The following is a 24,606-nucleotide window of genomic DNA, read 5'->3' as shown; positions in this document are numbered from 1 at the left end:
GGAGGTGAGCCCGATGCCCCCGACCGACGACCCGACCGAGGACCAGCCCGACGAGCCGGAGCAGCCGCGCAGCCGCGAGGCCGACCGAGCGGCCGCGGCGGCCCGGATCCAGCACCAGAACACCTGGGTGGACCTGCAGATCCGGCAGGCGCAGGAGCGCGGCGAGTTCGAGAACCTGCCCGGGGCTGGCAAGCCGATCGAGGGCCTCGGCAGCGAGCACGACCCCGACTGGTGGCTCAAGAAGCTCGTCGAGCGCGAGCGGATCGCCGTGCTGCCGCCCAGCATCGCGCTGCGCAAGGAGGACGCCGAGCTCGACGAGCGGCTCGACGCGATCAACGTCGAGCGCGACGTACGACGTGAGGTCGAGGACTTCAACGAGCGCGTGATCCGGGCGCGCTACTCGCTCTCCGCCGGGCCGCCGCTGATCACGATGCCGCGCGACGTCGACGAGACCGTCGCCTCCTGGCGGGAGCGCCGCGAGGCCCGCCGCGTCCCACGGAGCGAACCCGCCGCACCGCCCCGGAGGCGGCACTGGTGGAATCGACGCTGATGGCCGAGGGCCTCGAGAGGGAGTCAGATGAAGAACGTGGCAGTTGTCGGTGGTGGCCTGATGGGGTCGGGCATCGCCGAGGTCAGTGCGCGCGCCGGGCACGACGTGGTCGTGGTGGAGTCGTCCGACGACGCCGCCAAGGCGGCGCTCGGCAGGCTGGAGAAGTCGCTGCAGCGCGCGGAGGCCAAGGGCAAGATCGCGTCGGCCGCTGACGTGCTGGGCCTCATCCGGGTCGAGACCGACCTCGGGGCCGTGGCGGACCGCGAGGTCGTCGTCGAGGCGATCGTGGAGGACGAGGCGGCCAAGGTCGCGCTCTTCAAGTCGCTCGACGCGATCGTTGAGGCGCCGGACGCGATCCTGGCGTCCAACACCTCGTCGATCCCGATCATGAAGCTCGGCGTCGTCACCACGCGCCCGACCCAGGTGATCGGCATCCACTTCTTCAACCCGGTGCCGGTGCTCCAGCTCGTCGAGCTGGTCCCGTCGCTGCTGACGTCGGAGGACACGACCGCCCGCTCGCGCGCGTGGGTCGAGGGATCTCTCGGCAAGCAGGCGATCGACTGCCAGGACCGCGCCGGCTTCGTCGTCAACGCGCTGCTGATCCCGTTCATCCTCTCGGCGATCCGGATGTACGAGTCCGGCTTCGCCTCCGCGGAGGACATCGACCGCGGCCTCGTGCTCGGTGCCGCGCACCCGCAGGGACCGCTCGCCCTCGCCGACCTGATCGGCCTGGACACCACGAAGGCCGTCGCCGAGTCGCTCTACGACGAGTTCAAGGAGCCCCTGTACGCCGCCCCGCCGCTGCTGCAGCGGATGGTCGACGCCGGCCTGCTCGGCCGCAAGACCGGCCGCGGCTTCTACACCTACGCCTGAGTTCCGCCCGTCACCCGTTTCACCGGTCGACCGGGGAAACGGGTGCCGGCTGTCAGATCCGTCATACCGGCGGGTAGCGATCCGCTGCTACGTTCCGCGACATGAGCGGATCGCAGAGCCCGAAGGACTTCTTCCGACCCCTGGCCGTGGGGGCCCCGACGCCCCTGACGGACATCCCGGCGAGGCCGAGCCGGGCGATCCACTTCTTCGACCCGAGCAACCCGAAGATGGCCGCGAAGATCCCCGACATGGTCGGCACGGTCGACGTGCTGCTCGGCAACCTCGAGGACGCGGTCAAGGCGGACAACAAGGTCGCCGCCCGCGAGGGCCTCGTCGAGATCGCGAAGAAGACCGACTTCGGACCCACCCAGCTGTGGACCCGGATCAACTCCCTCGACAGCCCGTGGGCGCTGGACGACCTCACGACCCTGGTCCCCGCGATCGGTGACAAGCTCGACGTGATCATGGTCCCGAAGGTGCAGGGCGCCGAGGACATCCACTACGTCGACCGCCTGCTCGCGCAGCTCGAGGCGAAGGCCGGCCTGGACCGGCCGATCCTCGTGCACGCCATCCTCGAGACCGCCCGCGGCGTCGCCAACGTCGAGGAGATCTGCGGCGCCAGCCCGCGCATGCAGGGCCTCAGCCTCGGCCCGGCCGACCTCGCCGCGGACCGTCGGATGAAGACCACCCGCGTCGGCGGCGGCCACCCCGGCTACCTCGTGCGCCAGGACCCGCCCAAGAACGACCTCGGCGTCACCGACTACGACGCCGCGCGTACGACGTACCAGCAGGACCTCTGGCACTACACGATCGCGCGCATGGTCGACGCCTGCGCGATGCACGGCATCTACCCCTACTACGGCCCGTTCGGCGACATCAGCGACGTGGTGGCGTGCGAGGACCAGTTCCGCAACGCCTTCCTGCTCGGCTGCGTCGGCACGTGGAGCCTGCACCCCAAGCAGATCGCCATCGCCAACAAGGTCTTCAGCCCGAGCGTCGAGGACGTCGCGCACGCGCGCCGGGTCGCCGCCGCGATGGGCGACGGCACCGGCGCGGTGATGCTCGACGGCAAGATGGAGGACGACGCCTCCCTCAAGCAGTGCCTGGTGATGGTGGAGCTGGCCGAGCAGCTGGCCGCCATCGATCCCGAGCTCAAGAAGGCGTACGACGCGATCGAGGTCGAGGCCTGATGTCCGAGTTCACCCCGCTGCGCAGCGTCCTCTACATGCCGAGCTCCAACGCCAAGGCGCTGGAGAAGGCCAAGACGCTGCCGATCGACGCCGTCATCTTCGACCTCGAGGACGCCGTCGCCCCCGATGCCAAGCCCGGCGCCCGCGAGGCCGCGGCGGCGGCCGTGGCGAGCGGCGACTACGGCCGCCGTACCCTCACCATCCGCGCCAACGGCATCGGCACCGAGTGGCACGACGCCGACCTCGAGGCGGCCGCGCAGGCCGGGCCGGACGCGGTCGTCGTCCCCAAGGTCAACAGCGCCGCCGAGGTCGCGCAGCTCGTCGACGCGCTGGAGCGGTACGGCGCGCCCGACCACACCAAGCTCTGGGCGATGGTCGAGACGCCGGTCGCCATCCTCGACGCGCTCAGCATCGCCCGTGCGTCCGAGCGGCTGACCTGCTTCGTGATGGGCACCAACGACCTGGTCAAGGAGCTGTACGCCGAGCACGTGCCCGGCCGCGCGCCGATCCTGCCCAGCCTGCACACCGCGCTCCTCGCGGCCCGCGCCGCCGGCATCGCGATCCTCGACGGCGTCTACAACGACGTGAAGGACGTCGACGGCTTCCTCGCCGAGTGCGAGCAGGGCCGCCAGATGGGATTCGACGGCAAGACCCTGATCCACCCGGGCCAGGTCGAGGGCGCCAACAGCGCCTTCGCACCGTCGGAGCGGGCGGTCGAGGATGCCCGCGGGTTGATCCAGGCCTTCGAGGACGGCGCTGGCAGCGGGGTCGTGACCTACAACGGCCGGATGGTCGAGAACCTCCACGTCGAGTCGGCCCGTCGCACGCTCGACATCCACGAGGCGATCCAGGCCCTGCAGGGCTGATGCGCGCCGTCGTCCAGCGCGTCCTCGGCGCGAGCGTGACGGTCGGCGGCGAGACCGTCGGCGCCATCGAGGGCGCCGGGCTGCTCGTCTACCTCGGCGTCACCCACGACGACGGACCGGCCGACGTCGCCTGGGTCGCCCGCAAGATCTGGGACCTGCGCATCCTGCGCGACGAGCAGTCCGCGTCCGACGTACGAGCGCCGATCCTGGTCATCAGCCAGTTCACGCTGTACGGCGACGCCCGCAAGGGCCGACGACCCACCTGGCAGGCGGCCGCGCCCGGCCCGGTCTCCGAACCGCTCTACGACGCGGTGTGCACCGCCCTCCGCGAGCTCGGCGCCCACGTGCAGACCGGCTCCTTCGGAGCCGACATGCAGGTCTCGTCGGTGAACGACGGGCCGATCACGATGATTCTCCAGAGCCCCTCGGACCGCTAGCGTCGGCACATGGCCGACGCGCACCCGGAGGGGCGAGGGCTCTTCCACCGGATCACCGGTGGTGTGACCGAGCGCGTCGTCGGCGTCATCGACCCCGACATCGTGCTCGAGCAGGTCGACGTCAACGCCGTCCTCGACCGCATCGACGCCGACGCGCTGCTGGCCCGCGTGGACATGAACGCCCTGCTCGCCCGGGTCGACGTCAACGCCCTGCTGGACCGCATCGAGCCGGACGACCTGCTCGACCGGGTCGACCCCGACCGCCTGCTCGCGCGCGTGGACGTCGCGGCCCTGCTGGCGCGCGTCGACCCCAACGAGCTGATGGCGCGGGTGGACGTCGCCGCCCTGCTGGCGCGCGTCGACCCCGACGAGCTGGTGGCGCGGATCGACCCGGACGCGCTGATGGGTCGCATCGACATCAACGCCCTGCTCGACCGCGTGGACCTCAACGCCCTGCTCGCCAAGGTCGACGTCGAGGCGCTGCTGGCCGACGTCGACCTGGAGGCGCTGGTACGCCGCTCCGGGGTGCCCGAGCTGGTCGCGGAGAGCACCAACCAGCTCGCCGGATCGGCGCTCGACCTGGTCCGCCGCCAGCTGGTCGCGCTCGACGTCGTCATCGACCGGATCATCAACCGGCTGCTGCGCCGCGACCTCGACGCCCAGCCGATCGGACCGCCGCTGCTGCTGGCGCACGACGACGGCGCTCTCGACGACCGCCGGCGGATGTCGGTGAGCGGCCACTACGCGGGGCCGGTCACCCGCGGCGTGTCGGCCGCGGCGGACGTCGCGATCATCACCACGTCGTACACGCTGGGCGTCGCGGGTCTCGCCTTCCTGTCCGGCATCTTCTTCGGCAGCTCGCTCACCGACCTCAGCGGTCAGGGTCCGCTGGCCCTCGGCGCACTCGCGCTGTGGGCCTTCGTCTACTCGTTCGGCTCGCACGCCGTCGCCGGCCGGACCCTCGGCAAGGGCATCGTCGGCATCCGGGTCGTCGGCGCGGACGGGAGCCCGCTGACCGTTCGCCAGGCGTTGGTGCGGACCCTGGCGTTCCCGTTCAGTGCGCTGCTCTTCGGCATCGGCTTCCTGATGATCCTGGTGCAGCGCGAGCACCGGGCGCTGCACGACCTCGTCGCTGGGACCGTCTCGGTCTACGACTGGGGTGAGCGCTCGGCCGAGATGCCGGGGCCGCTGTCGGCGTTCCTGGCGCGTCAGTCCACCTGATCGAAGGCGGCGTCACGCAGGAACGCGAGCACCTTCTCCGCGGGCATCTCGCAGGGCCGCAGCTCCACGCTGTCGCCGGTCAGGTAGACGTTCGTGCTCACCACGTCGGTGCCGCCGAGCTCCTCGGCGTACACCGAGACGGCGCGGCCGTCGGCGCGCAGGGTCTTGGTCACGCCGTACCGCCGGCCGTCGTACGTCGCCGACGACCAGCCGTCCGGGACCCGCTCGATGAGCGGGAGGAGCGAGCTCAGCCCTCGCCCCGCCGGAACGTCTCGTCCAGCCACACCTTGACGCTGCCGAGGACGCCGGCGACGTCGTGGACCATCTTGCCGACCGCGTCCTGGCTCTGCCGGAAGCTCTCGGAGTAGCTCGCGGCCGCCGCCTTCGCCGCGTCGCTGACCTTCGCCTGGTCGTCGTCCTGGCGGCGCGGGTAGTCGCCGCCGAGGATCGCGGTGTACTCCCCCGAGTCGACCCAGCGCCGCAGCTCGGTCGCGCGGACGACGAGGAACGGGTGGGAGCGGTTCTCGACCAGCAGCATCTTGAGCACCGAGTCACGCAGGTCGGCCTCGTCGTACTCCTGGCCCTGCGCGAAGAACGACGTGGCGTCGAGGTCGTCGAGGTGGCCGCCGCTGGCGAGCTTCATGTGCACCCGGAAGGCGGTCGCCGGGTCCTGGGTCGCGAGCAGCCCGGCCCGGTCGGCCGACAGCTCCGACTTGCGCGACCACTCGTAGAGGGCGGCGACGACCGCGCGGACGCCGAGGCCGGTCAGCGGGATCGCGGTGAGCACCCCGCTGAACTGGAGCAGCCGCTGCAGCATCGTCTGGTAGACGGCGTGCCCGCTCATCGCGTGGCCGAGCTCGTGCGCCACGACGAAGCGGAGCTCGTCCTCGTCGAGCAGGTCGACCAGGCCCGAGTTGAGCACGATGATCGGCTTGTTCATGCCGATCGTCATCGCGCCCGGCATCGGGTTGGTGACGACGTACAGCTCCGGGAGCTCCGGTGCGTCGAGGATGCGACCCACCTCACCGAGCAGGCGGTGGATCCGGGCGAACTGCCTCTCGTCCACGCGGATGGCGGAGCCGAGGAACACCAGGCGTACGGCGCGCTCGTTGAACAGGCCGGACATCGCCTTGAGCAGCGAGTCGAAGCCCTTCAGCTTCCGCAGGGCGACGAGGGCGCCCCGATCGGCGGGGTGCTCCCACGCGCGGGAGCTGATGTCGGTCAACGTCGCCCGAGCACGGGCCGGCTGCTGGCTCACGCGGTTCACTGTGGCACATCACGCGAGCAGGGGATGCGTCTTCAGATACAACCCAAACGGGGCATGCGGCTCGACACCGCCGCGCCGATGGTGGGGAGATGTCTACCACCGAACCCCGCAGGGGCAACCGGATCGCCGTCGTGCTGTCCGCGGCCGCACTCGTCATGTCCGTCGGCTTCGCCGGCGGTCCCGCCATCGCGAAGGCCCTCAACGCCGACACCGTGGACCACAAGCACGCGGTCGGCGCCAAGGCCAGCGTCAAGGCCCGCAAGGGCAAGCTGGTCGCCACCGACAAGCGCACCGGGCTGCTGCCCAACAACATCATCGCGGTGGCGCCGAAGGCCAAGACCGCGACGACGGCCACGAACGCGGGCAACGCCGCGAACCTCGGCGGGCAACCGGCCGCCTCCTACCTGACGAAGGCGGAGGTCAACGAGGTGGTCGGTCTCGGCGCCACCCCGACCCTCCCGGCGGCCGGTGTCACGACCTCCACCGCCACCTTCACCACGACGAAGACGGGACGGCTGCTCGTCGAGTTCACCGGCAGCGGCCAGCTCCAGTGCCCGTCGTCCAGCTTCGTGCGGTGGTGGATCCAGGTCGACGGCACGCCGATCCTGTCGAGCTCGATGCAGCTCGGCGAGGCGGTGACGATCAGCTTCGACTACGCCGGGTTCCCCGCGATCCACCTCACCGGCATCACGGCGGACGCGGTGCCGGCCGGCGACCACACCGTCGCACTGGCGGGCGGCTGCACCTCCGGCGCCAACGGAGGCAGCGCGACGTCGGGGACCGCCGGCGTCGGCTCGGTCACCGTGCTCGCGAACGGCCTCGCCCCCACCCCGTCCGCCCGGCACGCGGCCCGCAAGTCGTGCGTGTCCGCCGCGTCCGGGCGCTCCTGCCGATGACTATTCGGAGATGGGGATCCGGACGCCGCGCTCCGCGGCGACCTCGGCGGCGCGGTCGTAGCCCGCATCGACGTGGCGGATGACGCCCATGCCCGGGTCGTTGGTGAGGACCCGCTCGATCTTCTGCGCGGCCACGTCGGTGCCGTCCGCGACACAGACCTGGCCGGCGTGGATCGAGCGGCCCATGCCGACGCCGCCGCCGTGGTGGATCGACACCCAGCTCGCGCCCGACGCCGTGTTGACCAGCGCGTTGAGCAGCGCCCAGTCGGCGATCGCGTCGGAGCCGTCGAGCATCGCCTCGGTCTCGCGGTACGGCGACGCGACCGACCCGCAGTCGAGGTGGTCGCGGCCGATCACGACGGGCGCCTTGAGCTCGCCCGACGCGACCATCTCGTTGAACTTCAGGCCGGCCAGGTGGCGCTCGCCGTACCCCAGCCAGCAGATCCGGGCCGGCAGGCCCTGGAAGTGCACGCGCTCGCCGGCCATGGTGATCCACTTCCGGAGCCGCTCGTTGTCGGGGAAGAGCTCGAGGATCGCCTTGTCGGTGGCCGCGATGTCGGCCGGGTCGCCGGAGAGCGCGGCCCAGCGGAAGGGGCCCTTGCCCTCGCAGAAGAGCGGGCGGATGTACGCCGGCACGAAGCCCGGGAACTCGAAGGCCCGGTCGTAGCCGCCCTTGCGGGCCTCGTCGCGGATCGAGTTGCCGTAGTCGAAGACCTCGGCGCCCTTGTCCTGGAACTCGACCATCGCCCGGACGTGCGCGGCCATCGCGGCCTGCGCCTCCTTGGTGAAGCCCGCCGGGTCCGACGTACGACGCGCCTCCCACTCCTCGAACGGCACGCCGACCGGGAGGTAGAAGAGCGGGTCGTGGGCCGAGGTCTGGTCGGTGACGATGTCGATCGGCGCGTCCATCTCCAGCAGCGCCGGCAGCAGCTCGGCCGCGTTGCCGAGGACGCCGATCGACAGCGCCCGGCGCTCGTCGCGGGCCTCGACCGCGAGCTTGACCGCGTGCTCGAGAGAGTCGGCCTGGACGTCGAGGTAGCGGTGGTCGATCCGGCGCTGGATGCGCGACTGGTCGCACTCGATGCAGATCACGACACCGTCGTTCATGGTGACGGCGAGCGGCTGCGCGCCGCCCATGCCGCCGAGACCGGCCGTGACGGTGATCGTCCCGGCGAGCGTCCCGTCGAACCTCTTGTCCGCGACGGCCGCGAACGTCTCGAAGGTGCCCTGGAGGATGCCCTGGGTGCCGATGTAGATCCAGGAGCCGGCCGTCATCTGGCCGTACATCGTCAGACCGAGGTCCTCGAGCCGACGGAACTCCTCCCAGTTCGCCCAGTCGCCCACGAGGTTGGAGTTGGCGATCAGGACCCGCGGGGCCCACTCGTGCGTGCGCATCACGCCGACCGGCTTGCCCGACTGCACGAGCATCGTCTCGTCGTCCTCGAGCGTGGTGAGCGTACGGACGAGCGCGTCGTACGACTCCCAGTTGCGGGCCGCCTTGCCGGTGCCGCCGTAGACGACGAGGTCCTCGGGACGCTCGGCGTTCTCGGGGTCGAGGTTGTTCATCAGCATCCGCAGCGGCGCCTCGGTCTGCCACGACTTCGCGGTCAGCTCGGTGCCGTGGGCGGCGTGGATGGGGAGCCGTGGGTTCTCGGGCAGCGGGTTCGAGGCCATGGCACCAGTGAACGAGGTGGGGCGGGCCGCCGCCAGTACGCCGCGACCCCGGCCGTCTCGGATGCGAGACGACCGGGGTCGGTGAGTGGCGCGGCCTCGATCAGACCTGGAAGCGGCCGACCGCCTCCTCGAGCTGAGCACCCATCTCGGCGAGCTCGCCGGCGGCGCGCTGGGCGTCGTTGACACTCGCGAGCGTCTGGGCCGCAGCCCCGGCGATCCCGGCGACGTTGTCGGCGATGCCCTCGGACCCGTTGGCGGCCTCGAGCACGTTGCGGTTCATCTCGTTCGTGGTCGCGGTCTGCTCCTCCACGGCCGAGGCGATCGTCATCTGGAAGTCGTTGATCTCGGCGATGACGGCGCTGATCTGGCTGATCGCCTCGACGGCCCCGCTGGTGTCGGCCTGGATGGCGACGACGCGACGCGAGATGTCCTCGGTGGCGCGCGCGGTCTCCTGCGCGAGCTCCTTGACCTCGCCGGCGACGACGGCGAAGCCCTTGCCGGCCTCGCCGGCCCGGGCCGCCTCGATGGTGGCGTTGAGGGCCAGCAGGTTGGTCTGCTCGGCGATCGAGGTGATCGCCTTGACGACAGATGCGATCTCCTGCGAGGACGCGCCGAGCTTGCCGACGGTCTCGGTGGTGTTCTCGGCGATGCCCACCGCGTTGCCGGCGACCTGGGCGGCCGCGTTCGCGCTCTGGGCGATCTCGCGGATCGCCGACTCCATCTGCTCGGAGCCGTCGGCGACCGTGCCGACGTTGCGGGACACGTCGCTCGCCGACGACGAGACGAGCTCGGCCTGCTGGGCGACGCCCTCGACGTTGACGGCGATGGCGCCGGCGGTGCCGTTGAGGTTGGCCGAGGAGCCGGCGAGGCGCTGGGCGAAGTCGCGGACCATGACCATGACGGAGCTGAAGGCCTCGAGGGTCTGGTTGAGCGAGCGGTTCATCTCGGCGATCTCACGGGCGCCGGACTCGTCCACGCGGACGGTCAGGTCGCCCTCGGCGACCCGGGCGAGCACGTCGCGGGTGGCGTCGACCGGACCGGCGACGCTGCGCGAGGAGGCGAAGCCGAGGCCGACGCTGAGCGCCAGGCCGACCACGATGATCGCGATGGTGAGGGTGCGGGCCGACTCGAAGGCGTCGCGCGCCGACTGCGCCTGGTCGGCGGCCGACTTCTGCTCGGCCGCGTTGGCGGCGTCGATCGCCTTCTGGGCGTCGACGGCCAGGCTGGTGAGCTGGCTGAGGATCGCGCCCGACTCGGCGGGGGTGAGCGTGCCGGTCTTCAGCTGGTCGACGGCGTCGATCGTGCTCTGGATGGCCGTGGCGAACGCGTCGACGTTGGTGGCGACGTCCGCGGGGAGATCCATCCCCTTGACGCGATCGATGCTGGAGTTGAGCTCGTCGAGCGACGCGGCCTGGGCCTTCTGCTCCTCGGCCAGCACCGCGGGCGGCAGGCCCGTGATCGACATACGGGCGTCGTGGGTCTCGTACTCCCACCACAGCGCCTGCAGGTTGCGGGTGCCGTCGAGCTGGACGGTGCCCTGCTCGTAGACGGCTTGCGCACGGTCACTGATGGTGTTCATCCGCGTGAGCGCGAAGCCCGCGACGATGACGCTCGCCAACGAGACCACCAGGAACGCCGCGAGGAGCCTGGTCCTCAGCGAGAGGGACGACAGGGACGACTTGGACACGATCCACCTCCGTTTCGGATCGTCCGTCGATCCGAGTCATGCGGAGTGGATCGACCGGGCGGGCTCCGACCTGAGAGGTCACGGGTCAGCCCAGGCGCCCGAGCACCCCCTCGGCGGCGCTCAGCACCGCGCCGGAGGCGACCAGCTGGACGGCGGCCTCGATCTCGGGCGACAGGTGACGGTCCGGCCCAGGACCTTCGATCCCGGACGAGCGCAGCAGGTCGATGACGGCGCCGGTCGCCGGCGCCGGCTCGAGCGGGGCGCGCAGGTCCAGCGCCCGAGCAGCGGTCAGGACCTCGATCGCGACGACCCGGGTCAGGCCGTCGACCGAGCGGCGCAGCTTGCGCGCGGCCGACCAGCCCATCGACACGTGGTCCTCCTGCATCGCGCTGGACGGGATGGAGTCGACGGACGCGGGGACCGCGAGCCGCTTGAGCTCCGAGACGATCGCGGCCTGCGTGTACTGCGCGATCATGTGCCCGCTGTCGACGCCCGGGTCGTCGGCGAGGAACGGCGGGAGCCCGTGGTTGCGGGCCTTGTCGAGGAAGCGATCCGTACGCCGCTCGCTGATCGACGCGACGTCGGCGGCGACGATCGCCAGGAAGTCGAGCACGTAGGCGACGGGCGCGCCGTGAAAGTTGCCGTTGGACTCCACCCGTCCCTCGGAGGCGAGCACGACGGGGTTGTCGACGGCCGACCGCAGCTCGATGGAGGCGACGCTCGCGGCGTGCTCGACGGTGTCGCGTGCGGCGCCGTGCACCTGCGGCGAGCAGCGGAGTGAGTAGGCGTCCTGGACCCGGTTGCAGTCGGGTCCGCGGTGCGACGCGACCACGCCCGAGCCGGCGAGCAGGGCGACCAGGTTGGCGGCCGACGCGGCCTGGCCGGGGTGCGGCCGGATCGCCTGCAGCTCGGGGGCGAAGACCCGGTCGGTCGCGAGCTGACCCTCGACGGACATGGCGGCCGCGACGTCGGCCGTGCGGAGCAGCATCCGCAGGTCGGCGATCGCCATGACCAGCATGCCGAGCATCCCGTCGGTGCCGTTGATGAGCGCCAGGCCCTCCTTCGCCGCCAGCTCGACCGGGGCGAGACCGGCCGCGGCCAGCGCCTCTGCCGCCGGCAGCAGCGTCCCGGTGGCGTCGCGGACCTCGCCCTCGCCCATGAGTGCGAGCGCGCAGTGCGACAGCGGCGCCAGGTCGCCCGAGCAGCCGAGCGAGCCGTACTCCCGCACCACTGGCGTGATGCCGTGGGTGAGCAGCCCGGCCAGCAGCTCCGCCGTCTCCCGGCGTACGCCGGTGTGCCCGGTCGCCAGCGTCGAGAGACGCAGCAGCATCAGGGCGCGCACCACCTCGCGCTCGACCTCGGGACCCGAGCCCGCGGCGTGCGAGCGCACCAGCGAGCGCTGCAGCTGGGCCCGCATCTCGGTGGGGATGTGGCGGGTCGCGAGCGCACCGAAGCCGGTCGAGATGCCGTACGCCGGGGTGGGCGCCTCGGCGAGCTCGTCGACCACGGCCCGCGCCCGGTCGATCGCGACGAGCGCGTCCCCGGAGAGCCGCACCGGCGCACCGGAGCGGGCCACGGCGAGCAGGTCGTCGAAGGAGACCGCACCGACGCCGATCTCGACGGGCTGGGTCAGGTCGCGGGTGCCGGTCGTCATGGCTCCATCCTCGCCGCCGCTCCGGGTACGGGACAGGTCCCGACAACCCACCACCGTCTGAGATCCGAGACGTGACCGGTGTCACAGGTGACTTAGTGACTGCCACCACCGTTGTCAGGGGACAGGTGCACTCATCGGGCGGTTCGTGGGGACGGACCGGCAACTGGAGGGAAACGGCCATGGCACGTACACGGACCTTGCTTGCGACGATGGCAGCAGGACTCGCCGTCACCCTCGTCGGCACCGGGCTCACCGTCGCGGACGCGGCACCGGCCGCGCAGGAGCGGTCGAAGAACCCCGCAGCCACGCCGTTCGCCCTCAAGAGCTGGGGCTACGGCACCCGGGTCCAGGGCGGTCAGGCGCCGGCGCAGTCCGGCGTGCCGGCGTACGAGGTCATCGGCTGCACCAACCTGGCCGGCATCGACAAGAACAACCAGGTCGCCGACGTCGCGCTGCCCGGCCTGGGCACGCTGAGCGGGATCAAGACGCGGGTGTGGACGACCCGGAGCAACGGCGTGGTCTCCTCCTGGGCCGAGAACACCATCGGCAAGGTGGTGCTCAGCGACTCGCCGCTCGGCACCCTGACGCTCTCGGCAGTCTCCACCACCGCGCACGCCTTCCACGACGGAACCGGCTTCAAGACCGAGGCGAACACCGACCTGGCCAAGCTCCAGTTCCAGCCGCCCGTGGGGCCCGCCATGGACCTCCCGCTCCCGACGCCGAGCCAGCCCGTCGAGATCCCGCAGTTCGGCAAGGTGTTCTTCGCCCACAAGAAGGCCAACGCCTCCGCCAACGGTGCCCAGGTGTTCGCCAACGGCATCCTGGTCCGGCTCTACCAGAGCGGCTCGGTCGTCCGCGTGGCGCACGCCGTCGCGCAGATCGGCCGCGGCGCGACGATCGGCGTCTTCTCCGGTGACGCGTACGCGATCGGGGGCAACGCCGCGGGCGACATCGTCCGCCTCGGCCGCAACCCCCTGACGAAGATGCCCTGCCAGGGCACGAACGGCGTCGAGCGCAAGCGCGAGCTGGCGGGACTCGACCTCGGCGGCCAGGTCGTCATCGGCGCCGCCTCGAGCTCCTCGGTCGGCGACCAGGACAAGCGTCGCGCGTGGGGTCGCGAGCGCAGCCGGGTCGCCTCGATCAACCTCGGCGGGGCGCTGCAGGTCACCGGCATCGTGGGCCAGGTCAACGTCGCGCGCTACGGCCCGAACCGCACCAAGCTCAAGGCCAACACCCGCGGCACGACGCTCGGCAGGCTGGTGGTCAACGGTCAGTCGCAGACGCTGCCCGCCCAGGGTCTGGAGATCCCCGGCGTCGCCAAGCTCGAGCCCTCGATCACCACCCGGATCCCCGGCGGCATCAAGGTGACGGCGCTGCGGATCACCGTCCTCGACGGCAGCGGCGCCGTGATCGAACTGGGCAACGCGCGGCTCGTCGTCAAGCGGCTGAAGAAGATCGTCAGCTGACGCTGGTCGTCGATCTCACAGATCACCCTGCAAGACGCAGCACGAGAGGCGGACCGGCGCGGCGTTGACTGGGGGCGTGAGCCTCCGTCAGCTGCCGACCGCGCCGGTCCGCACCGTCTCCACCGCTCGTCGGTGGTCGATGCTGGCCGCCAGCACGCTGGCCCAGGCGGCTGCGGCCGTGATGATCCACGGGCCCGCGTTCCTGATCCCGACCCTCCACGAGCGAGAGGGCCTCAGCCTGGCGGAGGCCGGCCTGGTCGCCGCGGCACCGACCGTCGGCGTGATGCTCACGCTGGTCGCGTGGGGCTGGGTCACCGACCGGCGCGGTGAGCGCTTCGTGATGCTCACCGGGCTCGCGGCCACGACGCTGGCCGGGCTCGCCAGCGCGCTGACCGACAGCCTGTCGCTCCTGGTGGTCACGCTCTTCCTCGCCGGTGCCGCCGCAGCGAGCACGAACGCCGCGAGCGGCCGCGTCGTCGTCGGCTGGTTCCCACCGCAACGGCGCGGCCTCGCCATGGGCATCCGGCAGATGTCGCAGCCGATCGGCGTCGGGGTGGCGGCGATCTCGATCGCCGTCGTCGCCGACGGGCACGGCGTCCAGGCGGCGCTCTGGGTGCCAACGATCGCCTGCGCGCTCGCCGCGCTCCTCGCCGCCGCCGTGGTCGTCGACCCGCCGCGCCCGGAGCGGACGGCGGGCACACCGGTCGCCAATCCGTACCGGCAGGACTCCTTCCTGGCCCGGATCCACGGCGTCTCGGTGCTCCTCGTCGTCCCGCAGTTCCTGGTGTGGTCCTTCGCGCTGGTCTGGCTCGTGCAGGAGCGCGACTGGTCGCCGGCTGCGGCCGGATCGCTGGTCGCGCTCGCCCAGGTCGCCGGCGCGCTGGGCCGGATCGCGGTCGGCCAGCTCTCCGACGTGGTCGGCAGCCGGCTGCGGCCGCTGCGCTGGGTCGCCCTGGCCGCCGCCGTCACGATGGCGCTGCTCGGCCTGACCGCAGCGCTCGATCTCGCGGTCGCGGTGCTGCTCGTCGTCGTGGCCACCCTGGTGACGGTCGCCGACAACGGCCTCGCGTTCACCGCCGTCGCCGAGCGTGCCGGCCCGTTCTGGTCGGGCCGTGCGATGGGCGCCCAGAACACCGCGCAGTTCCTCGCCGGCTCCGCCGTACCGCCGCTCGCGGGGCTCGCCATCGGTGAGCTCGGGTACGCCGCGGCCTTCGCCCTGGCCGCGCTCTTCCCGCTGGTGGCCGCTCCGCTGGTCCCGGTGCGCGAGGAGCGTGCCCTGAGCTGAACTGGGTACGGGCCTCCGGGAGAGAGGGAGGAACCCATGTCCACCACCGTCACGATCATCGTCATCGTGGTCGTCGTGCTCGTCATCGTCGGGCTGGCCGTCGCGCTCACCGCGCGGCGCAACGCCAAGCGACGCGAGCACGCCGAGCACCTGCGCACCGAGGCCGTCGCCCAGTCCGGGGCGATCGACTCCTCGCAGCGCGACGCCGCCGCGGCCGAGGCGAAGGCCGAGGTCGCCCGCGCGGAGGCCGAGCGCGCCGAGCAGGAGGCCGCCGAGGCCCGGCAGGGGCTGCACGTCGAGGAGGCTCGCCAGGAGGACTCCCTGCGGACCGCCGACGCGATCGACCCGGACGTCGACCACCGGGCCGACGACTACCGTCCTGGCGCTCCGGGTAGCCGGGAGCCGTAGCCTTCGGGCATGAGCCAGGTGCCCGCGGCGACCCGCACGATGCGGGTGCTGCGGTTCCTGGCCGGCCAGCCCGACCCGGTCCCGCTCGACCGGATCATGCGCGCCTGCGACCTGCCGCGAAGCACGACGTACCACCTGCTCAACGCCATGATCGAGGAGGGCTTCGTCGTCCACCTCGCCGAGGAGCACCGCTACGGCCTCGGCCTCGCGGCGTTCGAGCTCGGCAGCGGCTACGCACGCCAGGAGCCCTTGCAGCGCCTGGCCCGCCGGGCCCTCGCGACCCTGGTGGACCGGGTCGGTCACTCGGCCCACCTGGCCGTGCTGCACGGACGTGAGGTGCTGTACGTCGTGGAGGAGCGGGCGCCCGGCCGCCCGCCGCTGGTCACCGACGTCGGGGTCCGGCTGCCGGCGCAGCTGACCGCCAGCGGCCGCGCGATCCTCGCGCAGCTGCCGGCGCCGCAGGTGCGTGCGCTCTACTCCCAGCCGTCCGACTTCGTCGACCGGCACGGCCACGGGCCGCGCACCCTGAGCGCGCTGCGCCGGGTGCTGACCGACACTCGCCAACGCGGGTACGCCGTCGAGGACGGCGAGGTGACTCCCGGGCTCGCGAGCGTGGCCGTGGCGGTGTCCGACCACAACCAGCACCCCGTCGCGGCCGTCGCCGTCACCTACCCCGACCAGCCCAGCGGCTCGACCGACGCGGTCGCCCTGGCCGCCGAGGTGGGCGCGACTGCGGCCGGTCTGACCCGGCGGATAAGCGGTTGGACCGGCTGAGCGGCACCCGGTTGGATGGTGCGGTGACGACGCCGACCCCGCGTGCCGGCCTCGGCCTCCTCCAGATCTGCCTGGCCGGCGTGCTGTGGGGCACCGGCGGGCTCGGCGTCCAGGTGATCCGCGACGACGTCCCGATGCCGGTGCTGACCATCAGCGCCTGGCGGATGGCGATCGCCGCGGTGGTGCTGCTGGTCGTGCTCGTCGCCCTGCGCCAGCTGCCGACGCTGCTGGCACTCGCCCGCGCGCACCCCCGGCGGGTGGTGCTCGTGGGCTGCGGGACCGCGGCCTACCAGGCCCTCTACTTCGGCTCGGTCGTCGCCGTGGGCGTCTCCGTCTCGACGGTGGTCAGCCTCGGCCTCGCACCGGTGCTGCTGACGATCGCGGAGTCGGTACGCCGCCGCTCGGTGCCGGCGGTCGGGCAGATCGGCGTGCTGGTGCTGGCGCTCACCGGGCTCGTGCTGGTCAGCCTGGCGGCCGGCGCCCACGACCCGGGTCCGCACCCGACCCTGGGCGTGCTGCTCGCGGCCGGCTCCGGGGCGACGTACGCGACCACGACGGCCGTCGGTCGCTCCCTCACCCTCGTCACCAGCCCCCTGACGCTCACCACGGCCACGACCACCGTCGGGGCCGTCGCGCTGATGACCTGCGCCGCGTTCGGCGGCCCGCTGACCGCGGACCTCGACCACCCCACCGTCAGCCTGACGCTGGTCTACCTGGGCGTCTTCACGATGGCGCTCGCCTACGGCCTCTTCTACGCCGGGCTGCGTTCCGTGCCGGGCAGCGCCGCGGTCATCGCGACCCTGCTGGAGCCGGTCACGGCGGCCCTCGTCGCCGCGCTGTGGCTCGACGAGCGCCTCGGTATGGCCGGGATCGTGGGGACCGCGCTGATCCTGCTGGCGGTCGCGGGCCTCGGGCGCCGCGAGGCCGAGATGGTTTCGACCTCCGTACCCCCGGGGTAGTCCACTCGTTGGTTGCTTCGAGCAACCACGAAGGAGCACCCGTGAACGACGCGCGCCGCCACCGCCGCCTGGTGATCGCCCTCTCCGCCGCCACGGCGCTCGTCGTCGCTGCCGTCGCCCTGGGGGGCGCGGCCGGCGTCCGCTCCGGGGGCCTCCAGGCCCGCTACGCCTACGCCCAGAACGCGCTGGCCACGATGAAGGCCGACAAGAACGCCCTGAGTCGCGCCGGCGACCTCGGCGCGTCCACCAAGGACCCGACCACCGCGGCCCAGCGGACCGCGAGCGCGTCGTACGTCGAGCGCGAGCGCCGGATGCCGGACCCGCAGCTGACCAGCGCCGCGGTGACCCAGCCGCGCACCCTGCACCCCGCTGACCGCTACGCGATGGCCAACGGCTGCTACTCGCTCGCGGGCGCCCCGATCTTCTTCAAGCCGACGGACCTCGGCGACTACCTGCTCTACACCGCCGACCGCAGGTTCCTGACCGCGGGCGGCAAGACCGCCGCCGCGCCCGGTCCCGCGACCGTCTGGACAGCTCGGCGCTCCGGCGCCGCGATGACCTTCACCAACAACGGCTCGCCGTTGACGATCGGCGGCGCCAGCGCCTTCCGCCTCACCCGCGGCAGCGGCTGCGCCGCCTACCCCGAGTCGCAGATCGACATCTCCGGGCGCCCGCACGCCGGCGTGACGCCGTACCAGGAGGTGCGCGGGTACGTCGACGCGCACACTCACGGCATGGCGTTCGAGTTCCTCGGTGGAGCCGCCCACTGCGGCAAGCCCTGGGACCAGTACGGCGCGCCGTACGCGCTGGTCGACTGCCCGGACCACACCGCGACGGGCGGGTACGGCGGCGTGCTCGAGTCCGTGCTGTCCGGCGAGCCGCACCACGACCCGATCGGCTGGCCGACCTTCAAGGACTGGCCGGCCCCGGAGTCGCTGACCCACGAGGGCACCTACTACCGCTGGCTCGAGCGGTCCTGGCGCGGCGGCCAGCGGATCTTCGTCAACCTGCTCGTCGAGAACGACCAGCTGTGCAAGATCTACCCGCTCAAGAAGAGCGCCGAGTACGCGAAGTGCGACGACATGGAGTCGGTGCGCCGGCAGGCCAAGGACATGCGCGAGATGCAGGACTACATCGACGCGCAGTTCGGCGGCCCCGGCAAGGGCTTCTACCGGATCGTCACCAACCCCTTCCAGGCCCGCAAGGTCATCAACGCCGGGAAGATGGCGGTGGTCATGGGCATGGAGACCAGCGTCCCGTTCGGCTGCACGATGAAGCTCGACGTCCCGCAGTGCGACATCGGTGACATCGACGAGCAGCTCGACAGCCTCCAGCGGATGGGCCTGCGGCAGGTCGAGCTCGTCAACAAGTTCGACAACGCCCTCGCGGGCGTCGCCGGCGACAACGGAGCCGTCGGCGTCGCGGTCAACGCCGCGAACTTCCTCGAGACCGGTTCGTTCTGGGACATGCGGCACTGCGAGCCCGCCGACGGCGAGTCCCACGACCGCGACCAGCTCGCGGGGCCCGAGATCTCGGCGGAGCAGCAGGACGCGCTCTTCGGCGCCGTCGGAGAGCTCTTCTCGACGCTGCACACGGCGCTGCCGGTCTACGGTCCCGCGCACCACTGCAACTCCCGCGGCCTCACGACGCTGGGCGAGCACACGATCGCCGGGGCTGGCCAAGCGGCACATGATCTTCGACCCCGACCACATGAGCGTGAAGGCGCGGGCCTCCGCGCTCGACCAGATCGACGATCTCGGCTACCACGGCGTGATCTCCAGCCACTCCTGGGCGACCCCCGACTCCTACCCGCGGATCTACCAGGAGGGCGGCTTCATCACGCCGTACGCCGGCGACTCGACGGGCTTCGTCGAGAAGTGGCGCGCCCACGTCGGGTGGGCGGATCCCCGCTACTACTGGGGGATCGGCTACGGCGCCGACATGAACGGCCTCGGCGCCCAGGGCGACCCGCGCGGCACCGACGTGTCCAACCCGGTCACCTACCCGTTCAAGGGCCTCGGCGGCGTGACGATCGACAAGCAGCAAGCCGGCGAGCGGGTCTACGACATCAACGCCGACGGCGTCGCGCAGTACGGCCTCTACCCCGACTGGATCCAGGACCTGACCAAGGTCGCCGACAAGCAGAAGCGCGGCGACGGCGCGAAGATCGAGGACGACATGGCGCGCGGCGCCGAGGCCTACCTGCAGATGTGGGAGCGGGCCGACGGCGTCAAGCCCGACTCCTGCCGCAACCCGGGTCTGCGCAAGAGCGTCGCCCGCGTCGGCTCGCTGCTGCACCGCGGGATGACCACGACCGCCGTGATGAAGGCCGTCGGCCAGCCCTTCCAGCGGCTCGGCGCGACGTACCGCTTCTGCGCGAAGTCCGACTCGGACCCGCGGGTCGTCGTCCGCGTGACCTTCTCGAAGGCCGGCAAGGTCACCGGGATCAAGCGGACCTGATCGGTCAGTAGATCGGGCCGACGAACTTCCCGGGGGCGGCCACCTGGACCTGAGGCCCTTCGAGGGCGTCATCGATGCGAGCCTTCGCCAGCCTCGCGAAGTCCGCGAGCGGCGTGGCCGAGACCGGCTGGTCGCCGGTGGCCCAGAACGCCACGTCGTCGAGCAGGACGACGGCGAGGTCGCCGAGCCGGGCCACCTTGAGGACCGTGAAGAGGGAGCCGGGCCGGAAGACGACCTCCCGCTCGTCGGGCGCGGCCGAGAGCTGCTCGATCGCGCGTCCGCTGCGGCCGCTGATCGCCCACAGGCCGCGCACGGCGAAGTTCTCGGTGGCGACCCGCGGATCACGCGACGTGGCCGTCACCCCCTCCGCAAGGATGGTGGCGCCCTCCTCGGGGAACGGGCCGGGCGGCAGGCCGCGGAAGCTGAGGCCGGTCCACGGGGGCAGCTTGTCGAGCCCGTTGAGGAAGTCGACGAAGCGCTGTGGCATCGGCTCGCCGACCGGGTCGAGGAAGCCCTGGTCGACGTACCACCGGATCGGCCGGTCGAGGACGACCATCGCGCCGCCGCCGGGCTGCCCGAACCAGGGCGCCGTGACCCCCTCCTGCACCTCGGGCGGGAACGGCCGCGCGAGCTGGAAGGCGAATCGGGGGGCGCCGACGTCGCTGGGTGGCTGGGAGCGCCGGGAGAACGGGGTGCCGAGCGCGTAGAGGTGGTGTCCGGTCTCGGGGCCGAGGCAGTCGAGGAGGTCGCCCGGCCGCAGGTCGGCGGGAGCGGGCCGGTCGCCGCGGGCCCGGCAGCGGTCGAGAATGGTGGCCGCCGTCCGCACCCCGCGGGCCTGGTCGTCGGGGTCGATCCTCGCCGCGACGCGGTGCAGGGGCGTGGACTTGAGTCGATCGACGATGGCGACCGCCGCCTCGCTGCTGCCGACGACCTCGTAGGTGCGGAACTTCCCGCGGCCGAAGGCGCCGACGAGGAAGCGGTCGTCCTGCCGCACGAACACCCACTCGCCCTCGGGAGGGATCTGCGCCGGGGGCGGGTCCTCGCTCATGCCGGCGTCCTACCCCGCCGGGTCGACCCGGAACCCCGAGCCCAAGTTACCTGCGGGTAGGATCCTTCTCACGCTGGTACGGGACTGACGCGACCGGTCGCTGGGAATAGGCTCACCGGGCGCGCCGTACGGCGTGGTCATCCGCCCGACTGCCGCCGCTCGAGGGAGTCCCGCTCCATGCAGATCTTCGCCATCGTCGTCTCGCTCGCCATCACCGCGGTCGCCGTCGTCTTCCTGACCCGTGCGGTGCGCCAGATGCTGGCCGTGCTGCGCCAGGGCCAGCCGGCCCTCGGCCGCACCGACCGCCCGGGCAAGCGCACCGTGACGATGCTGAAGGAGACGTTCCTCCACACCCGGATGCTGCAGTGGCACTGGGTCGGGATCATGCACTGGTTCGTCTACCTCGGGTTCATCGTGCTCAGCGCGTCCGTGTTCACGGCGTACTTCCAGCTCTTCGACCCCGAGTTCGCGCTGCCGATCATCGGCCACTTCTTCCTCTACGAGTGGGTCATCGAGGCCCTCGGCGTCCTCAGCACCGTCGGCATCGTCTTCCTGATCGTCTACCGCCAGCTCAACCACCCGCGCCGGCTCGGCCGGCAGAGCCGCTTCTACGGCTCGACCTTCTGGCAGGCCTACTTCGTCGAGGCGATGGCGCTGCTGGAGGGCTCCGCGATCCTCTTCATCCGCGGCGCAGAGTGGAAGCTCGTCCCCGACGCGACCCGGTTCCACTTCCCGGTCAGCTCGTACGTCGGCGACCTGCTCTACCCCGACACCCACGCCACCCTCGAGAACATCGTCTTCTTCATCGCGATGTTCAAGATCGTGCTGGCGATGGTCTGGCTGCTGGTGATCGCCCGCAACATCACCATGGGCGTCGCGTGGCACCGGTTCACCGCGTGGTTCAACATCTGGTTCAAGCGCGACTCGTCCGGGCGTACGGCGCTGGGCGCGCTCAAGCCGCTGACGTCCAACGGCAAGGCGATCACGCTCGACGACATCGACGACCTGGACGAGGACTCCGTCCTCGGCGTCGGGTCGCTCTCCGACTTCAGCTGGAAGGGCATCCTCGACTTCACGACCTGCACCGAGTGCGGTCGCTGCCAGTCGCAGTGCCCCGCCTGGAACACCGAGAAGCCGCTCTCCCCGAAGCTACTGGTGATGGGGCTGCGCGAGGCGGCGTACGCCACCGCGGGTGCGCCGGCCGACGACGCCGAGGGCAACACGCAGACCCTCGAGCGCACGCTGATCGGGAAGACCGACCAGGACGCCGAGGTCGGCGCGGGCACCGACGTCACGGACTGGTTCTACAACCCCCCGGGCGGCGACTTCGTGATCGACGAGGACGTCCTGTGGTCCTGCACGTCGTGCGGTGCCTGCGTGCAGCAGTGCCCGGTCGACATCGAGCACGTCGACCACATCGTCGACATGCGCCGCTACCAGGTCCTCGTGGAGTCGAACTTCCCCGCCGAGCTCAACGGCCTCTTCAAGGGCCTCGAGAACAAGGGCAACCCGTGGAACATGTCGGCCTCGGCCCGCATGGACTGGGCCAAGGGCCTCGACTTCGAGGTGAAGGTCGTCGGCGAGACGATCGGGTCGCTGGACGAGGTCGACTGGCTCTTCTGGGTCGGCTGCGCCGGCGCCTACGAGGACCGGGCGAAGAAGACCACCCGCGCGGTGGCCGAGCTGCTGGACATGGCGGGCGTCTCGTTCGGCGTGCTCGGCAACGGTGAGACCTGCACCGGTGACCCGGCGCGGCGCGCGGGCAACGAGTTCGTGTTCCAGGGCCTGGCGCAGCAGAACGTCGAGACCTTCAAGGAGTACAAGGTCAAGAAGGTCGTCTCGACCTGTGCCCACTGCTTCAACACGCTCAAGAACGAGTACAAGGAGTTCGGTGTCGAGCTCGAGGTCGTGCACCACACGCAGCTGCTCAACCGGCTCGTGCGCGACGGCAAGCTGACCCCGGTCCAGGACGGCGCCGGCGCCCACAAGCGCTCGATCACCTACCACGACCCCTGCTACATCGGCCGCCACAACGGCGTCTACACGCCGCCGCGCGAGCTGCTCCAGATCCTGCCCGGCGCCGAGTTCGTCGAGATGGAGCGCAACTCCGAGCGGTCCTTCTGCTGCGGCGCCGGCGGTGCCCGGATGTGGATGGAGGAGAAGCTCGGCGAGCGGATCAACGTCAACCGCACCAAGGAGGCCGTCGGCACCGGTGCCGACCAGATCGCGGTCGGCTGCCCCTTCTGCCGGGTGATGCTCTCCGACGGCCTCACCGCCCAGCAGGCCGCGGGCGAGGCGCGCGAGGAGGTCGAGATCCTCGACGTCGCCCAGATGCTGCTCGCGTCAGTCAAGGGCGAGATGGCCACGAAGCTGGCACCCGGCGCCGGTACGACGGCCACCCCGCCCGCCGCCAAGGAGTCGCCGGCAGAGAAGCCGAGCGAGCAGCCGGTCGAGACCAAGGCCGAGCCCGAGGCCGGTGACGAGACCATCACGGAGGACACGGTCGTCGCGACCGAGGACGCGGGACCGGCCGCCAAGGCCTCCGGCGGCTCGTCGCTCTTCGACGACGCGGGCTCGATGTTCGACGAGCCGGCCGAGGCGAAGTCCGACACCCCTGCCGAGGAGCCCACCGAGGAGGCGCCGGCCACGAAGCCCGCCGCCGGTGGTGGCTCGCTGTTCGACCTGGGCGGCGACGACGCCCCGGCCGAGCCCAAGGCCGAGCCGGCGCCCGAGGCGGAGAAGCCCGCGGAGAAGCCCGCGGCGAAGCAGGCCGACCTCGGGTCCGGCGGCTCGCTCTTCGACGTGGCCGGCGACGAGCCGGCCGCCGAGAAGGAGCCGGAGGCCACGTCCGACCCCGAGCCGGAGGTGGAGGCGGAGCCCGCGCCGGAGAAGCCCGCGGCGAAGCAGGCCGACCTCGGGTCCGGCGGCTCGCTCTTCGACATCGCCGCCGACGAGCCCACCCCGGCCCCGCAGGCCGAGACGTCCGCCGCGGCCGAACCGGAGGCAGAGGCCGAACCGGAGCCCGCAGCCGAGGAGAAGGCCGAGGAGCCGGAGGAGCCGAAGGCACAGGCCGCGCCCGCCGCCGCCCCGACCTCGACCATCCCCGAGAGCGGCTCGCTCTTCGACATCGCCGCCCCCGAGCCCGCCGCGGCTCCCGAGCCGAAGGCGGCGGAGCCCGAGCCGACGCCCGAGGAGCCCCCGGCCGAGGAGCCCCAGGCAGAGGAGCCCCAGGCAGAGGAGCCCCAGGCAGAGGAGCCCCAGGCAGAGGAGCCCCAGGCAGAGGAACCGAAGGCAGAGGAACCGAAGGCAGAGGCCGCGCCTGCCGCCGCCGCCCCGACCTCGACCATCCCCGAGAGCGGCTCGCTCTTCGACATCGCCGCCCCCGAGCCGGCAGCGGCCCCTGCGCCGAAGGCCGAGGAGCCCGAAGCCGAGCCGGAGCCGGAGCCGGAGCCGGAGCCCGAGCCGGAGCCCGAGCCGGAGCCCGAGGCCCAGGCCGAGCCGGAGTCAGCGCCCGACGAGGCTCCCGCGGCGATCCCGGACGGCGCCGCACTCAGCGCCGCCGCCACGGCCGCCGCCAGCGACGAACCGGCAGCCCCCGAGGAGCCCGAGCCGGAGCCAGAGCCGGAGGACAAGGCCGAGCCCGAGCCCGAGCCCGAGGACAAGGCCGACCCGGAGCCCGAGCCCGAGGACAAGGCCGAGCCCGAGGTCGAGGAGAAGCCGAAGCCGGCCGCCAGCGGCGACGTACACCAGCCGAAGACCGACGTCGACATCCACGAGGCCGGCTCGCTCTTCGACCTCTGACCGACCGACCTGTCGTCCGAAACCTGCACGACACGCCGCGTGCCACCGGCGTGTCGTGCGGCTTTCACCGGCTGACCGCCAAAACCCGCA

The 24,606-nt window shown here is 72.0% G+C and carries 23 protein-coding genes; 14 read left to right on the top strand and 9 right to left on the bottom strand.

Translation table 11 applies throughout. The features are described from left to right. Positions 1–13: 13 nt before the first annotated feature. The 6 genes from ASC77_RS18295 to ASC77_RS18270 all read left to right on the top strand — a co-directional run bounded on the left by ASC77_RS18295 (position 14) and on the right by ASC77_RS18270 (position 5,137). Entirely contained in the window at positions 14–550 is a 537-nt protein-coding gene (locus ASC77_RS18295; RefSeq protein WP_056156620.1) for a DUF1992 domain-containing protein, read from the top strand. Positions 551–577: 27 nt separating this feature from the next. Continuing rightward, positions 578–1,423, top strand: a complete 846-nt coding sequence (locus ASC77_RS18290; protein ID WP_056156244.1) for a 3-hydroxybutyryl-CoA dehydrogenase — start codon at positions 578–580, stop codon at positions 1,421–1,423. Positions 1,424–1,524: 101 nt separating this feature from the next. Then, positions 1,525–2,613 carry an HpcH/HpaI aldolase/citrate lyase family protein gene (locus tag ASC77_RS18285; protein WP_056156241.1) on the top strand — a complete coding sequence of 363 codons (1,089 nt, stop codon included), beginning with the start codon at positions 1,525–1,527 and terminating at the stop codon, positions 2,611–2,613. Continuing rightward, entirely contained in the window at positions 2,613–3,479 is an 867-nt protein-coding gene (locus ASC77_RS18280; RefSeq protein WP_056156238.1) for an HpcH/HpaI aldolase/citrate lyase family protein, read from the top strand. The genes ASC77_RS18285 and ASC77_RS18280 overlap by 1 nt, the downstream gene beginning before the upstream one ends. Further along, positions 3,479–3,916 (top strand): D-aminoacyl-tRNA deacylase, encoded by a 438-nt coding sequence (gene dtd, locus ASC77_RS18275; RefSeq protein ID WP_056156235.1) that lies wholly within the window; start codon positions 3,479–3,481, stop codon positions 3,914–3,916. Before ASC77_RS18280 ends, dtd begins: the two co-directional genes overlap by 1 nt. Before the next feature lie 9 nt (positions 3,917–3,925). Next, complete coding sequence (locus ASC77_RS18270; protein WP_056156232.1) at positions 3,926–5,137, top strand: RDD family protein; 1,212 nt, start codon at positions 3,926–3,928, stop codon at positions 5,135–5,137. On the opposite strand, the gene ASC77_RS18265 is transcribed toward ASC77_RS18270, so the two are convergent. Further along, the gene (locus ASC77_RS18265; RefSeq protein WP_235547780.1) at positions 5,125–5,421 is read right to left on the bottom strand and encodes a peptide methionine sulfoxide reductase; all 297 of its coding nucleotides are present in this window, start codon (positions 5,419–5,421) and stop codon (positions 5,125–5,127) included. The genes ASC77_RS18270 and ASC77_RS18265 overlap by 13 nt on opposite strands. After that, a complete protein-coding gene (locus ASC77_RS18260) occupies positions 5,385–6,395 on the bottom strand; it encodes a M48 family metallopeptidase (RefSeq protein WP_056156615.1) in 1,011 nt (336 codons plus the stop codon). The genes ASC77_RS18265 and ASC77_RS18260 overlap by 37 nt, the downstream gene beginning before the upstream one ends. Positions 6,396–6,493: 98 nt before the next feature. Between ASC77_RS18260 and ASC77_RS18255 the strand changes: the two genes are divergently transcribed. Then, a complete protein-coding gene (locus ASC77_RS18255; RefSeq protein WP_056156228.1) occupies positions 6,494–7,300 on the top strand; it encodes a hypothetical protein in 807 nt (268 codons plus the stop codon). Here ASC77_RS18255 and hutU read toward each other — a convergent pair whose 3' ends face one another. From hutU to hutH, 3 genes are all read right to left on the bottom strand, one after another. Next, on the bottom strand, positions 7,301–8,974 hold the full coding sequence (gene hutU / locus ASC77_RS18250; RefSeq protein ID WP_056156225.1) for a urocanate hydratase: 1,674 nt from the start codon (positions 8,972–8,974) through the stop codon (positions 7,301–7,303). A gap of 100 nt (positions 8,975–9,074) precedes the next feature. Continuing rightward, the gene (locus tag ASC77_RS18245; protein WP_056156222.1) at positions 9,075–10,661 is read right to left on the bottom strand and encodes a methyl-accepting chemotaxis protein; all 1,587 of its coding nucleotides are present in this window, start codon (positions 10,659–10,661) and stop codon (positions 9,075–9,077) included. A gap of 85 nt (positions 10,662–10,746) precedes the next feature. Beyond that, positions 10,747–12,315: a histidine ammonia-lyase gene (gene hutH / locus ASC77_RS18240; RefSeq protein WP_056156221.1), complete on the bottom strand. Its 1,569-nt coding sequence runs from the start codon at positions 12,313–12,315 to the stop codon at positions 10,747–10,749. A gap of 209 nt (positions 12,316–12,524) precedes the next feature. Here hutH and ASC77_RS18235 point away from each other — a divergent pair, with 209 nt between their 5' ends. The 5 genes from ASC77_RS18235 to ASC77_RS18215 all read left to right on the top strand — a co-directional run bounded on the left by ASC77_RS18235 (position 12,525) and on the right by ASC77_RS18215 (position 17,207). After that, positions 12,525–13,781: a choice-of-anchor P family protein gene (locus tag ASC77_RS18235; protein WP_056156219.1), complete on the top strand. Its 1,257-nt coding sequence runs from the start codon at positions 12,525–12,527 to the stop codon at positions 13,779–13,781. 76 nt (positions 13,782–13,857) lie between these two features. After that, positions 13,858–15,066 carry an MFS transporter gene (locus ASC77_RS18230; RefSeq protein WP_235547778.1) on the top strand — a complete coding sequence of 403 codons (1,209 nt, stop codon included), beginning with the start codon at positions 13,858–13,860 and terminating at the stop codon, positions 15,064–15,066. A gap of 36 nt (positions 15,067–15,102) precedes the next feature. Continuing rightward, a complete protein-coding gene (locus ASC77_RS18225; RefSeq protein WP_056156216.1) occupies positions 15,103–15,474 on the top strand; it encodes a hypothetical protein in 372 nt (123 codons plus the stop codon). Positions 15,475–15,483: 9 nt separating this feature from the next. After that, a complete protein-coding gene (locus ASC77_RS18220; protein ID WP_056156214.1) occupies positions 15,484–16,248 on the top strand; it encodes an IclR family transcriptional regulator in 765 nt (254 codons plus the stop codon). Between the two features lie 23 nt (positions 16,249–16,271). After that, positions 16,272–17,207 carry a DMT family transporter gene (locus tag ASC77_RS18215; RefSeq protein WP_056156211.1) on the top strand — a complete coding sequence of 312 codons (936 nt, stop codon included), beginning with the start codon at positions 16,272–16,274 and terminating at the stop codon, positions 17,205–17,207. A 169-nt stretch (positions 17,208–17,376) separates the two neighbouring features. Here ASC77_RS18215 and ASC77_RS18210 read toward each other — a convergent pair whose 3' ends face one another. From ASC77_RS18210 to ASC77_RS18200, 3 genes are all read right to left on the bottom strand, one after another. Continuing rightward, complete coding sequence (locus tag ASC77_RS18210) at positions 17,377–17,565, bottom strand: hypothetical protein (protein WP_056156208.1); 189 nt, start codon at positions 17,563–17,565, stop codon at positions 17,377–17,379. Positions 17,566–17,934: 369 nt separating this feature from the next. After that, positions 17,935–18,159: a hypothetical protein gene (locus tag ASC77_RS18205; RefSeq protein WP_056156205.1), complete on the bottom strand. Its 225-nt coding sequence runs from the start codon at positions 18,157–18,159 to the stop codon at positions 17,935–17,937. Between the two features lie 216 nt (positions 18,160–18,375). Continuing rightward, on the bottom strand, positions 18,376–18,675 hold the full coding sequence (locus ASC77_RS18200; RefSeq protein WP_156391165.1) for a hypothetical protein: 300 nt from the start codon (positions 18,673–18,675) through the stop codon (positions 18,376–18,378). A gap of 221 nt (positions 18,676–18,896) precedes the next feature. On the opposite strand from ASC77_RS18200, the gene ASC77_RS18195 reads away from it, so the two are divergent. After that, positions 18,897–19,667 carry a hypothetical protein gene (locus ASC77_RS18195; protein ID WP_056156200.1) on the top strand — a complete coding sequence of 257 codons (771 nt, stop codon included), beginning with the start codon at positions 18,897–18,899 and terminating at the stop codon, positions 19,665–19,667. A gap of 4 nt (positions 19,668–19,671) precedes the next feature. On the opposite strand, the gene ASC77_RS18190 is transcribed toward ASC77_RS18195, so the two are convergent. Further along, a complete protein-coding gene (locus ASC77_RS18190) occupies positions 19,672–20,715 on the bottom strand; it encodes a TNT domain-containing protein (RefSeq protein WP_056156196.1) in 1,044 nt (347 codons plus the stop codon). A 177-nt stretch (positions 20,716–20,892) separates the two neighbouring features. Between ASC77_RS18190 and ASC77_RS18185 the strand changes: the two genes are divergently transcribed. Next, positions 20,893–24,516 carry a heterodisulfide reductase-related iron-sulfur binding cluster gene (locus tag ASC77_RS18185; RefSeq protein ID WP_056156193.1) on the top strand — a complete coding sequence of 1,208 codons (3,624 nt, stop codon included), beginning with the start codon at positions 20,893–20,895 and terminating at the stop codon, positions 24,514–24,516. Positions 24,517–24,606 lie beyond the last annotated feature (90 nt).

Source organism: Nocardioides sp. Root1257, assembly GCF_001425175.1.
In the GTDB taxonomy this organism is placed as follows: domain Bacteria; phylum Actinomycetota; class Actinomycetes; order Propionibacteriales; family Nocardioidaceae; genus Nocardioides.
The sequence above is the reverse complement of the archived record's forward strand: the minus strand, read 5'-3'. Positions and strand labels throughout refer to the sequence as shown.